13 protein-coding genes and 1 pseudogene are annotated in these 12,397 nt (G+C 66.1%); 9 read left to right on the top strand and 5 right to left on the bottom strand.

Annotated elements, in window-relative coordinates:
• Window positions 1–52 precede the first annotated feature (52 nt).
• The 4 genes from ACEPA4_RS10670 to ACEPA4_RS10655 are packed head-to-tail and all read left to right on the top strand — an operon-like array spanning window position 53 to window position 2,100.
• On the top strand, window positions 53–979 hold the full coding sequence (locus tag ACEPA4_RS10670) for a LysR substrate-binding domain-containing protein (protein ID WP_262090674.1): 927 nt from the start codon (window positions 53–55) through the stop codon (window positions 977–979).
• On the top strand, window positions 976–1,437 hold the full coding sequence (locus ACEPA4_RS10665; RefSeq protein ID WP_065196323.1) for a helix-turn-helix domain-containing protein: 462 nt from the start codon (window positions 976–978) through the stop codon (window positions 1,435–1,437). The genes ACEPA4_RS10670 and ACEPA4_RS10665 overlap by 4 nt, the downstream gene beginning before the upstream one ends.
• A gap of 10 nt (window positions 1,438–1,447) precedes the next feature.
• A complete protein-coding gene (locus tag ACEPA4_RS10660) occupies window positions 1,448–1,873 on the top strand; it encodes a VOC family protein (RefSeq protein WP_235649624.1) in 426 nt (141 codons plus the stop codon).
• Window positions 1,870–2,100: a hypothetical protein gene (locus ACEPA4_RS10655; protein WP_235649623.1), complete on the top strand. Its 231-nt coding sequence runs from the start codon at window positions 1,870–1,872 to the stop codon at window positions 2,098–2,100. The genes ACEPA4_RS10660 and ACEPA4_RS10655 overlap by 4 nt, the downstream gene beginning before the upstream one ends.
• A 7-nt stretch (window positions 2,101–2,107) precedes the next feature.
• Here the strand turns inward: ACEPA4_RS10655 and ACEPA4_RS10650 are convergent, their stop codons facing one another.
• On the bottom strand, window positions 2,108–2,803 hold the full coding sequence (locus ACEPA4_RS10650) for an HAD family phosphatase (protein ID WP_005416634.1): 696 nt from the start codon (window positions 2,801–2,803) through the stop codon (window positions 2,108–2,110).
• A 131-nt stretch (window positions 2,804–2,934) separates the two neighbouring features.
• Between ACEPA4_RS10650 and ACEPA4_RS10645 the strand changes: the two genes are divergently transcribed.
• Window positions 2,935–3,405 (top strand): hypothetical protein, encoded by a 471-nt coding sequence (locus ACEPA4_RS10645; protein ID WP_235649622.1) that lies wholly within the window; start codon window positions 2,935–2,937, stop codon window positions 3,403–3,405.
• Between the two features lie 16 nt (window positions 3,406–3,421).
• Here the strand turns inward: ACEPA4_RS10645 and ACEPA4_RS10640 are convergent, their stop codons facing one another.
• Window positions 3,422–4,162 (bottom strand): DNA/RNA non-specific endonuclease, encoded by a 741-nt coding sequence (locus ACEPA4_RS10640; RefSeq protein WP_262090670.1) that lies wholly within the window; start codon window positions 4,160–4,162, stop codon window positions 3,422–3,424.
• Window positions 4,163–4,473: 311 nt separating this feature from the next.
• The gene (locus ACEPA4_RS10635; RefSeq protein ID WP_262090669.1) at window positions 4,474–5,487 is read right to left on the bottom strand and encodes a hypothetical protein; all 1,014 of its coding nucleotides are present in this window, start codon (window positions 5,485–5,487) and stop codon (window positions 4,474–4,476) included.
• Window positions 5,488–5,646: 159 nt separating this feature from the next.
• On the opposite strand from ACEPA4_RS10635, the gene ACEPA4_RS10630 reads away from it, so the two are divergent.
• Complete coding sequence (locus ACEPA4_RS10630) at window positions 5,647–7,221, top strand: CocE/NonD family hydrolase (protein WP_065186424.1); 1,575 nt, start codon at window positions 5,647–5,649, stop codon at window positions 7,219–7,221.
• Window positions 7,222–7,365: 144 nt separating this feature from the next.
• On the opposite strand, the gene ACEPA4_RS10625 is transcribed toward ACEPA4_RS10630, so the two are convergent.
• Both ACEPA4_RS10625 and ACEPA4_RS10620 read right to left on the bottom strand, forming a co-directional pair.
• Window positions 7,366–9,210: a hypothetical protein gene (locus ACEPA4_RS10625; RefSeq protein ID WP_262090667.1), complete on the bottom strand. Its 1,845-nt coding sequence runs from the start codon at window positions 9,208–9,210 to the stop codon at window positions 7,366–7,368.
• Window positions 9,211–9,259: 49 nt separating this feature from the next.
• Window positions 9,260–10,216, bottom strand: a complete 957-nt coding sequence (locus tag ACEPA4_RS10620) for an NUDIX domain-containing protein (protein WP_065177780.1) — start codon at window positions 10,214–10,216, stop codon at window positions 9,260–9,262.
• A 237-nt stretch (window positions 10,217–10,453) separates the two neighbouring features.
• Here ACEPA4_RS10620 and ACEPA4_RS10615 point away from each other — a divergent pair.
• The 3 genes and pseudogenes from ACEPA4_RS10615 to ACEPA4_RS10605 form a co-directional block, all read left to right on the top strand.
• Window positions 10,454–10,585: pseudogene (locus tag ACEPA4_RS10615) on the top strand (PHB depolymerase esterase); the annotation flags it as partial.
• 165 nt (window positions 10,586–10,750) lie between these two features.
• Window positions 10,751–11,359 (top strand): hypothetical protein, encoded by a 609-nt coding sequence (locus ACEPA4_RS10610; protein WP_262090665.1) that lies wholly within the window; start codon window positions 10,751–10,753, stop codon window positions 11,357–11,359.
• A 173-nt stretch (window positions 11,360–11,532) separates the two neighbouring features.
• On the top strand, window positions 11,533–12,336 hold the full coding sequence (locus ACEPA4_RS10605) for a trypsin-like serine protease (RefSeq protein WP_164229174.1): 804 nt from the start codon (window positions 11,533–11,535) through the stop codon (window positions 12,334–12,336).
• The last annotated feature ends 61 nt before the right edge of the window (window positions 12,337–12,397 follow it).

The raw sequence follows: 12,397 nt of genomic DNA, 5'->3' as shown, positions 1-12,397 counted from the left end.
GTGCGAGGGGGATTGACCACGCAGATATCGGGGCTCAGGCTAAGCCACACTTATGGTGACCCAACGCCAGCTTCCATCGCTTGTCGCCATCCGCGCCTTCGAAGCGGCGGCGCGGCTGGGCAGTTTCGCCCGTGCTGCCGAGGAGCTCGACACCAGTGCGGCATCGGTGAGTTACCACGTGCGCCGGCTGGAGGCCCAGACCGGTACCTGCCTGTTCCTGCGCCATGCACAGCATGTGGAACTGACGGCAGCGGGTGCCAGCGTCGCGCAGGAGGCCACCCGGGCCTTCGACGCGCTTCGTGCCAGTTTCATGCGTGCCGCTGACATGGATGCGGCGCGATTGCGCCTGTCCGTATTGCCCACGCTGGGTACCAGCTGGTTGACGCCGCGGCTGGGCAGCTTCCGTGCCCGCCATAGGAACATCGTGCTGGAACTGGACCTGTCGGCAGAGCCCCAGGACCTGGCCGCCGGGCGTTTCGATGCCGCCATCCGCAATGGGCATGGCGGGTGGCCCGGGCTGCAGGCCACGCCCCTGTTCCCCAGCATTTTCACCCCGTTGTGCGCGCCAGCGCTGCTGCCGGCGGCAGACGGGCTCGGGCGCCGGGCCTTGGAGGTTCCGCTGCTCGGCAGGCCCGACTGGTGGGCACTGTGGTTTTCCGCACATGGCGCGGTTCCGCCGCCGGCCGAGGAGAGCCTGGTCAGCCCCTTTGCGGTAGAGCATCTGGACGTCGGCGCGGCCATTGCCGGGCAGGGCATCGCCATTGCTTCGCCAATCCTGTTCCAGGCCGAACTGGACAGCGGGCGCCTGGTGCAGGCACATCCCGGTGTGGCCAGCGACGGGCGGGGTTTCTGGTTCGTCGCACCGACGGCGCGCAGCCGGAGCGCCAAGGTCATTGCATTCGGTGACTGGCTGGGCGAGCAGGCCGCGCAGGCCAGGCATGCGGCGCGACATCATCTGGCGCGCATGGTGGCGGCATGAGCCAGAGCCCCGAACTGCTGCGACGCCTGCTGCGTGCCAAGGACCGGATGGACCATGCCAGCCACGAGGACTGGCCGGTGGCCCGCCTGGCCGAAGTGAGTGCCGTATCCGCGGCGCATTTCGCGCGTTCGTTCAAGCAGGCATTCGGGCTGCCGCCGCACCGCTACCTGCTCAGCCGCCGCATTGAACGGGCCGTGGCGATGTTGCGTGACACCGACCTGCCGGTCACCGAGATCGCCGCGCAGACCGGCTGGAGCAGCCTGGGCACCTTCGGCCGCGTCTTCCGTGACATCACCGGCGACAGCCCCGGCAACGTGCGCGAGCGCGAGCGCGCTGGCCAGGTGACCCCGGCCAGCGTGCCGGAATGCCATGCGCGTGCCGCGCAGCGACCGGACCTGAACATCGCAGTTTTGGAGAAGCGCCGTCGCCAGGCGGTTGCTAACGTGGACCCCACCTGAGGGAGGTCCCATGACAAACACTGTGAACACGGTCGGCCTGTATGTGCGCGACCAGGATGAGGCGCTCGCGTTCTACGTCGGCATGCTCGGTTTCGAAGTGCACACCGATGTGCGCAATGGCAGCTACCGTTGGCTGACGGTACGCAGCCCCGGCCAGGACGGATTCCAGCTGGGGCTGTTCGTTCCGGGCCCGCCCACCCACGATGCGGCCACCGCGCAGGCACTGCAGCAGCTGGTGGCGAAAGGCGCAATGCCGCCGCTGGTGCTGGCCGTCGATGACTGTCGGGCGCGCTATACGCAATGGCTGGCACGGGGCGTCGAGTTCACCCAGGAGCCGGTCGAACGCTACGGCGCCGTCGATGCCGGATTCCGTGACCCGTCCGGCAATGGCTGGAAGATGATCGAAGCCCGCTCCGAAGCGAGGCGCCGTCAATGAGCCGGGGTGGCTGGGCACGGCCCGTGCATCGCTGGACCTCGATCCTCTTCACCCTGGCGGTGATCGCCAATTTCGCCGCTCGCGGGCTGGGGCAGGGCGAGCCGGCAGCGTGGATCACCTATTCGCCGCTGCCGCCATTGTTCCTGCAGCTGTTCACTGGCCTGTACCTGTTCGTGCTGCATTACACCGGGAAACGCCGCAGCGCCGCACTGGGCGCTGCAGGCTGAGGCCGCCTCAGGCGGCAGCGTCGGCGGCGTAGGCCGCCAGCAATGCCGGCAGCTGGTCCATGCGCTGGAAGATCACCTTCGCACCCGCAGCGCGCAGGGCCTCCGGCGTGCTGTGGTGCGGGCCGCCCTCGCTGAAGCCAAACACGGTGGCACCCGCCGCGACGCCGGCGGTCGCTCCGGTCACGGTGTCTTCAATGACCGCGCAGCGCTTCGGATCCACACCCAGCGCGGCAGCGGCCGCCAGGTAGACGTCCGGGTGCGGCTTGGTGTTCGGCATGTCCTGGCCGCTGTAGACGTGGTCGCCGAAGGCATCGAGGATGCCGACCTTGCCCAGCTGCAGTTTCACTTTGATCAGGTCGGCACCGGACGCGCAGGCAATGCGGCCACCGGTCGCTGCGGCGATCGCACGCACGGCCTCGGGCGCCCCCCGGATCGGCTCCAGATCCCGTTCCAGCGCCCGGTTGCGCTGCTGGCGGAACTCCTCCAGCCATTCCTCGGTGAACGGCTTGCCGGTGCGCTCTGCGATCAGCCCGGCCAGATGGGCCACGGATTGGCCCAGGAAGACCTCGCCGGCCTGCGCCGGGGTCAGCGGCCAGCCGCGTGCGGTCAGCATTTCCGAGAGCACGCGGGCCACCAGCGGCTCGGAATCGACCAGTACGCCGTCGCAGTCGAACAGCACGGCATCGAAGGGGAAACGGGACATCTACTACTCCGGGAACAGCCAAAAGGGCGAAGCGCCCGCCATTTTCCCATAGCGGGACGGGCAGGGCACGTTGGCCACAGGAACGCTAGACTGCCGGGCCACCCCACCCAGCGCCTGCACGGGAATACCCCTTGAACCGAGTGCGATCCCAGGCCCGGCACCATCGCCTCATCAGTGCCGGCATCGCCGGCGCGGTGACGCTGGCCGGCAGCTGCCTGCTCCCCGTCCTGGTGTTGCTGCTGCCTGCGGGATTCTCGCCAGGCGAGTTCATCATGCCCGTCGCCGACGGCGCCGCGCAGTTGCAGATTGCCAGCCTGGTCCTGCTGGGGTCTTGCGCACTGGCCACGTTTGCCGGCCTGTGGGCCAGCGCGCCGTCGCCAGAACCCGCATCGACGGCGCGCAGGATGGTGGCGTCGCTGATCCTGCTTGCCACGACGCTGCTGATCATCCTGGCCAGCATGGCCTACCTGATGCGAATGCTGTCCGGCGGGGCGCCAACGACAGGGCGCGGGCTTGTCGTTGCCACCGTCGTCGGCGCCGCAGTGCAGTTCCTGTTTGCCAGAGTGCTGGCGTCACGATGGCTGCGCGTGCAGGCATCGTGATTCCTCCGCCTGCCGATCAGCCCAGGTCACACCCTGCAGGCTGTGGCCAGGTGGTGGCCGGCAGCATGCTTTTCAGCGAGGCCGGTGCGTTGATCGCCACATAGCTGGCGCCCAGCAGCTCCTCCAGATCGGCAATCGTCACCAGGTAGTTGTCCAGGCTGGCGAGGTTGGCCTCGTTGGGAATGATCCAGCTGATCGCCTTGGCGGTTCCGGTGTTCGGGTCACGGGTGATGATCGTCTTCCAGAAGAACTCCGGGGTCGGGATGCCATGGCTGGCGAGGAAGTAATCGTTGGCGGCGTCGCCGTAGACCACACCACCGTAGACGTCCACCGGTGCGATGTCGCGGTAGCACTCGGCCACGTTTTCGGCCTTCACCCAGATGCCCTGGTTGAAGCTGGACACCTGCGGCACGATGTTGGTCATGTAGTTGGCGCGACGGATGTAGGTCGCGTCGTAGTCCATGTGGTTGGACGTGACCAGATGGCCACGGTCATAGCCGGATCTGATGCTGGCGTAGGACGCGGTGCTGGTCTGGCCCAGGCAGCCGGCCGGCAGGTCCGGGTCCTTGTAGAAGCTGGACGGCCGTGCGGCCGAACCGGTATCGGCGGTAAGCGTGTACTCGTAGCGGGTGGCGCTGTGGATGCTGCAGTCGTAGGTCAGCACGAAGCCGCCCTTGTTGAGGGTGACCACCTGGGCCTGTGCAGCACCGGCAAAAGCACTGAGTACGATGGCAAAGACAAAGCCTGCAAGGCGCATTTCGATTCTCCAGCAGAAGATTCAGGGCGCAGCCGCCCGTCACGACCTGGCCGGGGCGAGGACATGCGGAGATGCTGCGGAGACGGATGCTGCGGATTGCGGTGGAGCCTGGCCGCGTTGTTGGGCCATCAGCCCTGCGGTGTCATAAGCGTCACAAGCTGGCGCCTTGTGGTCAATGACGAAAGGGCGAAGCTGTGATCATGCGCAAGCACTGGTGATATGTCAGATCACGCGGCGCGTGGATGACACGCGCGCGTGCTAGGCGCCTGGCAGGCCTGCCAGCTGCGCGCCAGGGCCTGCGGCGGCGGGCGCTACAGGAATGCTTCCTGTTCTTCGTCCGGCGCCAGGCATGCGGCCTTGCTTTGCTCGGTCGAGCTCGCAATGGCCGCCTCGTCGAAACCGCTGCGGCTCAACCACAAACGATTCCAGCGGACCAGTGCGTCGCTGTCGCGTGCCAGGCAGGCATAGCGGACGATCGATTCCAGGTTGTCGATGGTCGGGTACTGCTGAGCGATTTCGTCCAGTCCCTGGCGCATCAGCGGCCAATCGGGCTTCGCCGCGCGGAAGTGATCGGGCGAATACTCGGTGGCCGACCAGTACAGCCGTGCGTAGCGCATGGCCCGCTTCTTCTTTGGTGCGCTGGCCATCGAGTGCCGCGCGAAGGCTTCCATCTTCTGCGCGCTGCCGCCCCAGGCCGGCGTGAAGTACTCCATGGCAATGAGGTGCAGTGGTTCGTAGTCGGGGAAGGCCTTCGCTGCTCGATCAACGAGCGCCAGCATTTCGTCGTCATCCGCGCTTTCGCGCAGCGCGATCAGCACGTTCATCTCGTGCCAGAACGGGTCGCCGCCGGCAACATCCTCATGCGATTGCAGGTAGGCCCGCGAAACCGCGTTGTAGTCATGGAACTGTGCCCAGTCTTCGTCGTTGACGGTGTTGGCGTATCCGTTGCCGCGGTAGCTCCAGGCCAGGTTGAGTGGAATCCGTGCGGTGATCAGGTGGGCCGCCGCAGACTTCGGCGCGTGCTGAACCCAGCGCGCCGCCCACGCAGACCAGTCGTTCCAGGCTTGAACGTCCTGCCGCGACGTGCCGATTGCACGCGACATGCAGATGTAGAAACGGCCGAGCCGGGATTGGCCGGCGGCGTTGAGCTCGCCCTTGCGGAAACGCGCGGCCATCGCGTCGAGTGCCGCAAAGTCGTCGTTGGCCATCAGCCGCGCAATCTCCGCGCAGTCGTTGGCGGGTTCGGGGGCATCTTCTGCCAACACTGAAGGGGCGAACAGGCAGGCAACGCTGGAGAGCGTGCCTGCGACGAGCATCCTGTGCATCGGGGGCGTCCTTGCTTTGATGGGAGACTGCGGAGGGCCCGCAGTGCCTCGAAGCATAGCAAGGCGCGCTTTGCGGCATGTTGCGTCGCAAGGTGCCAGCCACCATTCGCACTGGTACGGTCCGACCCGTTGCACCACCACCGACGGGGAGAGACAACGATGCGCAAGGTTCTGCTGCTGTTGATCCTGCTGACCGGGCTGGCGCCCACGGCCCTGGCGACCACGGTCAAGACCACTCATCGCACCATCCCCAGCTGGGATGGCACGCCCCTCGGGGCCTTCGTCATCGAACCCCAGGAGGCCGGCAGTGGCCGCTATCCGCTGCTGGTGATGCCCAGCAGCTGGGCAGTGCCCAGCGTGGAGTACGTGGGCGTGGCACAGTCGCTGGCGCAGCGCGGCTATGTGGTCATCAGCTACAGCTCGCGCGGCTTCTGGGAGTCGGGCGGCAGCATCGACATCGCCGGGCCGGCCACGGTCGAGGACGTCAGTGCACTGATTGACTGGGCGCTGGACAACACCCGTGCCGACCCCTCACGAATCGGTGTATCGGGCATCTCCTATGGGGCCGGCACCAGCCTGCTGGCGGCAGCACGCGACCCGCGCATCAAGGCCGTTGCCGCGTTGAGCGGCTGGGCCGACCTGCAGGCGTCGCTCTACAGCCATGACACGCCCAGCGCGCAAGGTATTGCCCTGCTGGTGGCAGCCGGCCTGGCCACTGGCCGCCCCGGGGCGGAGCTGGCCACCATCAACGGCAATGTGCTGGTCGGCAACTACCAGGGGGCGGTGGACTCGCTGCTGCCGGTGGCGGCACAGCGCAGCCCGGCCAGCAGCCTTGATGAGATCAATGCCAACCAACCCGCGGTATTCCTCGCCAACGCCTTCAACGACAGCCTGTTTCCGCCGGGCCAGCTGGTCGACTTCTTCACCCGCCTGAAGGGACCCAAGCAGTTGCAGCTGCGCCATGGCGACCACGCCCTCAACGAAGCCTTCGGTGCGCTCGGCATTCCCAATGAGGTCTATGCCACGGTGGGCGACTGGTTCGACCACTACCTCAAGGGCGTCGCCAATGGCATCGATCGCCAGCCGGCGGTGCAGTTGAAGTCGCAGAAGGGCAGCTGGAGCCGTTATCCGGACTGGCAGGCCACCTCTACCGGCGCCGTAAGCTACGGGCTGACCGCGCCGACCGGGCTTCTGCTGCCCACCGGAGGGCTGGCCGAGAGCGGTGGCGGCACCGGTTGGAACTACCGGATCGGCAGCGGCCTGCTGACTGCCGCCAACTCCGGCGTGGTGATGGCGTCCGGCGCGCTGCAGATGTTCAACCTGCCGCCCGGTGCCTATGTACCATTCGTTGGCCGCAACGCCGCAGGCGTCTGGCAGGGCCCGATCTACTGGAGTGCACGCCGCCTGGATGGCGCACCGGAAGTGCGGTTGACGGTGACGCCCACTCGCGCCAACACCACGCTGTATGCCTACCTGTATGCCGAGGATATGCTGGGCAACGGCCAGCTGATCAGCCACAAGCCGTACACCCTGCGCGGTGCCACGCCCGGCCAGCCGAGAACCATCGATCTTCGCCTGGAAGCCAGCAGCTGGAACCTCCCGACCGGCAGCCGGCTGACCCTGGTGGTCGATACCGTGGACCTGCGCTATGCGGGCATCAGCCAGCTGGGGGGGGCGGTGACCTTCAGCTCGCCGGCCAACGCGCCTTCGGTGCTGAAGGTGCCGCTGCATTGATTCAAAGCCACACGGCCTTCGCTCGACGCCATGCCGGGCGAAGGCGTTTCCCGGTGGATCAGTTGCTCCGCACCTGTGCTGCGGCGGAGTGTGCGCGATTGATGCGATCCAGGTGCAGGGCAGGGGGGGCGCGGCTCACTCCCCCTACGGCAGCAACACTCGGATCATCTCGTGCTGCCTGGACAGGTTCGCCCGTTGCACGAAGCCCTGGATGATCGAGGCCGCCACCTTGCGCTGGTTGTCCATGTCCAGCAACGGTGCGATGGCCTGCCCGGAACCGTCGGGGCTGTCCCGGAACGGGCAACCGGCCGGGCCAGCCGTGGTGAATGTCAGGATCGCCTTGGCCACGCGCGCCGACGGCGAATGCGGCGCATCGAAGATCACCAGCGTCCGCTCGTAGCTGACACCTGTGGCGCGTACGGTCGAGTGCAGGGAATCCTCGATGGTCATGTGCGCGCTGAGATCCTGGGCAAGCGCAAGGAAGCAGTTGGCCGCCGTCGCCTTGCGCAGCGTTGCAGGGTCGGTGCGGATGATCATCGCGCAGTCGACGCCGGAGATCGGCACCTGGGTGACATCCAGGTACGGGTTCTGTGCCAGTGTCTCAATCAAGGCGAGATCGTCGCTGTAGCCGCACGAAGCGGCAGGTGCACCCAGGCGTTGCAGCAGCGCTGCGACCCGTTGCACGCCCCATTGCCGCCCGTGCGCCAGACGCTGCGCGTGGGTGGCCGACAGCGCGCCGTGATCGAATCCCGAGGCTGACGCCTGCATGTGCGCCTTGACCATACGCATGCAGGCATCGACCTGCTGCATGCAGTCCGTGTCATCGGCGAACACCGGCGCCGCCGCGATGCCATCGATCACCCGGCCGAACGTCGCCAGGTCGCCCTGCTGGTCGCGGTACCAGTCGTGGATGCGCTGCACGTTGCGGCGACGTTTCTGCAGTTTGTCCGCGCCTGGCCAGCCGGGATAGGCAGCGATCTCGCACAGCATGGTCAGGCCTTCCCACAGGTGGTACTCCATGCTGGGCAGGGGCAGCCGCCAGCGCTCTTCAGAACCGGCATCCTCGGCAATCACCAAGTGGTTGCGGATGATGTCCGACCACACTGTCACGGCCTCCACGGTATCGCGGCGCGGCGTGGTGACATCGATCAGTTCCATCAGGATCGGCCGCGGCGTCACCGGGTCATCGCCGGCAGGCGCCTTCGGATCCTTCACCCATCGCGCGTGCCAGGTGTAGCCCATGCGGTACAGCACGAACGGTTTGATGCCGTCGTTGAGGATGATGCCGGGTGGCGGCGGAGGGACAGGCGGCGGCTGGACGGGCTGCGGCAACGGTGGCTGCGGAGGGGGCAGCACGGACGGGCTTGTCACCGGCGCGGACGTGCCGATGCCCTTCAATGGCTCGCTGGTGAACAGGTGCAGGCCCGCACGGTCACGTTCGTACACCTTCCGGAACGTCTGCGGGTTGTCACATGTCACCAGGCACTGCTGGCCGGGCGGCACATGGATGTCCACAGATGCAAGATCCACCACTTGGCCGGCCAGCGGATTCTGGTTGGGTGGGAAGACGCTGATCTCCAGCGCGATGTTGAGGCCGGCACCCTGCATCACGTCGATCACGATGTCTTCAACACCGCCGTGCAGGGCGTCCTGTGCCGGGATCGGGATCCAGGGGTTGATCACCACCTGCGTGTCCCAGTCGGACCGGCCGAAATCGAACAGCGTCGGCGGCGGGTCTACCGGGCGTTCAAGCAGTGCGTCCAGCGCATTGCCGCCCTTGACGTAGAAGAACATCAACGGCTCACCGGGTTTCAGGCTGTAATCCCGCCGTATCTTGCTGGACAGGCTGCGCAGCTGGTCCTTGATGTCGGCCAGGGCCTTCACCACGACCGAGCGGACGTCGGGATACACCTGCGCGTTGTTGATCTGCGCGGTGAGCTGCTTGCTGATGTGGCGCCGGGCCTCGCGTTCGGGCGTGCTCTCTTTCATGGTGGGCCTCGCTGGGGTGCAGGGGCGGGCAGGGGGGCGAAGGGCCCTCTCAGCTGGAAGACAGCGATGCGGCCATCGCGGCGTACCAGTCAATCGACTGGCTGTAGGGCCTGGACATCTGCTGCAGCATGGTGGCGAAATCCTGCGTGCTGGGTGGCGTGACCGCCGCGCGTGCGCCCAGGTAGTTGCCAAGATCGGCGGCCGCCACCAGCTGTGCATGATCGATTTCCCAATCGGTCACCTCACTGGCGGTCGGGCGCATCACACTGGGCCTTGCCCGCACGTTGGCGCAGACTGCATCGGCGATGTTCTGCAGATCCCGGGCAACCGTCCTGAAGCGGACCAATGCATAGCGTCGATTAGGCTTGAGCAGATCCCGCGGGAAGTTGACGGTGTCGAGGGAGATGCCGGTTTCCTCCATGAACTCCCGGCGGGCAGCATCTTCCTCGGTCTCGTTGTCATGCCTGCGGCCGCCAGGGAGCGTCCATTGCCCAGCCTGGTTGACGACAACCATGGGAACCTGCGCCGCCCATGCGCGGGTGTCCCGGGCCAGGTTCTGTGCCGTCAGCAGCGCGGGCCCCCATGAATCCGGCGAGAACACCGGCAACGTGTTTGCCAGGTTCCTGATGCGCTCTGGCAGCGTGGATTGACGGAACAATCTGCGGGTGAGGTGGGTGACAGCAGATCCAACCTGGTCCGGATTCGGCGGTGACGCCTGCATCGCCTGGACGGCATTGCTGAGATTCACCAGGATGCTCTGGCCTTGGGTCGTCTCTGCGTAGCCGGCGGATGTGGCAGCGACCTGGGCACTCTGGAGCAACGCAAGCGCAGGCTGCCAGTCCTCGTCCCGCGGCAATGCGGGTGATGCGGCGACTGTCAGGGCAGCGTCCAGTGCTTCTGCAGTCAGCACCATCACCGAATTGGACGCCCACCAGTTGTTGATGACCCGCTTGCGGGTGATCAGGTAATGGGTTCCGTTCCAGAGCGCAGCATAGACCTGGGGCATGATTCAGTCCTCCATCAAGCGCGGGGCGGGCGCGGTGGATCCACTGTAGAAGCGGGAGGCGAGGGAGAATCGGCGGTAGCGATGATGTATGCGGTGGAACCGACGGAGCAGGAGGGCAGGGGGCGTTGATTTCCCCGCATTGGTGCCAAGCCCGTGGCCGCCCGGGCGTCAACAACTCCCGGCGCCTTCCTCCGGGTCATGCAGTCCACGCAGCTTCTTCCTGCCACGGACAGATGCGCCTACACGGTCGATACCTATGCCCACGGCGGCAGGACGCTGGTGCAGCACTATGTGGTGCAGGGGATGGGGCATGCATGGAGCGGCAGTCAGTCGGGCCTGCCGTTCACCGATCCCAAGGGGCCGGATGCAGGCGCAGGTCAGTTGCGCAGAACCATGCACGCCACCGCCCCACGAACCGCCTCGCAGGGCGGTCGGAGGGCTCAAGAAGTACTGCCGATGGTCGCTAATGCGCAGGGGTGGGCATGGTGCCCGCTCGATTGGGTACTTCTCGCCCACATATAAGGATGTAGTTCTGTGAGAGTTATTGTTGTTCTGGCGCTGGCGTTGTCCATCAGTGGGTGCGGGATGCTTCCGAAGAAGGAAACGCCCGAGCAGGCGGTGGCGGCATCCCGCTTCTATCCCGGGAAATCGATCGACCAGGTCAGGGCTGCTTCAATCGAGGTCTTGAACCTGCTGGCGCCCGGAAAGATGGAATTCGATGCTGTCGCGCCCGGTATCGCGGCGAAGCGCACCTATGGGTATGTCGAACGCCGCATGGGCTACCAGGGCACCATGACGACGTTCTACAACGTCAACATGACGGCGGTCAGCTGGTACACCGTTGCGCTTTCTGAAGAGGCCGGTGGTACGCGGGCCCGGTTTGCGCTGCAGACGCGTGCCGACGATCAGGCTTCGTACTGGGCCAACCCTGCTGTCCCGGCCATTCACAGCAGCTTCCGTCACGATCTTCCGCTGGACGGACGCCAGGGCACGGCCGATCTGAAGCTGTTCCATGATCGCGTCGAGCATGTGCTGGGGCTGCGTCCGAACTGGGTGTCATGCGGCGAAGTGAAGGAGCCAGGCAAGGTTCTTGAGCTCTGCGATCGCAGCGGCATCAGCGACGTCGGTCCGATCCGATCCTGACCGCTCCCGGGCCGCTCCTGTGTTGATGCGCAGGGCGGCTCGTGCAGCATCGTGGGTTTCATGGCCCGATTCTGCCGCTTCATCGACCCGTGCCAGGGTCTGGTCGTACGACATCCCCATGCTGGATCTGTTCGGCTAGGCTGGTCTGATCGAAGACGAGGATGAAGGTCATCATGAACCGCTGGATTCTCCTGGCATTGGCCACGCTCCCGTTCGCTGCCGGTGCCGTGGTCATCCGCGATGATGTTGACGATGCCAGGTACCAGATCGACGCATCGGTGTTCCCGGCACTGGCGGACATGCCAGGCGAGGGGCACGGCGTCCTGATCGCACCGCGCTGGGTGCTGACCGCAGCGCATGCCGCACCGATGGAGGGGATGGGCGCCACCATCACCCTCGATGGGAAGAGCTACGGCGTCGAGCGTGTCTTCCTGCATCCCGGCTACCGCAGGATGCCCGAGGCGCTGGGCGAGGAAGCCATGGCAACGGGGAGTGCGTCGAAAATCCACGCGTTTCTGGCGGCGTCCGATGACATTGCATTGATCAAACTTGCCGCACCGGTGAGCGATGTTCCGCCGGTCGCACTCTACCGTGGCGCCGACGAGGTCACGCAGGTCGCCGCCCTGATAGGGAAGGGCGCCACCGGCAACGGTGCGACTGGACTGGTACCCGGCGGGTCACATCGTACGACCCTGCGTCGGGCCTGCAACGCGATCACCGGCGGCAACGCGCGTTATCTCTGGTACCGTTTCGATCCGCCTCCGCAGGGCCTTCCCCTTGAAGGCGTGCTCGGCAACGGCGATAGCGGTGGCCCGCTGGTGATCAGGAAAGATGGGGCCTGGCAGCTGGTGGGCCTCGGTTCCTGGATCACCGCCGTTCCCGAGCATGCGCTGGAGGCGGGTTTCTACGGGCAGGTGGTCTACAACGTGCGCGTGTCCCGCTACATCGATTGGATCGAAAGCATCATCGATGCGTGACGCGAAACTTCAGTTCTTGTTCCCCTGGCGCGACGGCGCGGAGCAGGCGTAGCGGAAGGAA

This window comes from Stenotrophomonas sp. P2112, from assembly GCF_041897515.1.
In the GTDB taxonomy this organism is placed as follows: Bacteria; Pseudomonadota; Gammaproteobacteria; order Xanthomonadales; family Xanthomonadaceae; genus Stenotrophomonas; species Stenotrophomonas sepilia.
This window is presented reverse-complemented; position numbering and strand designations above follow the sequence as displayed.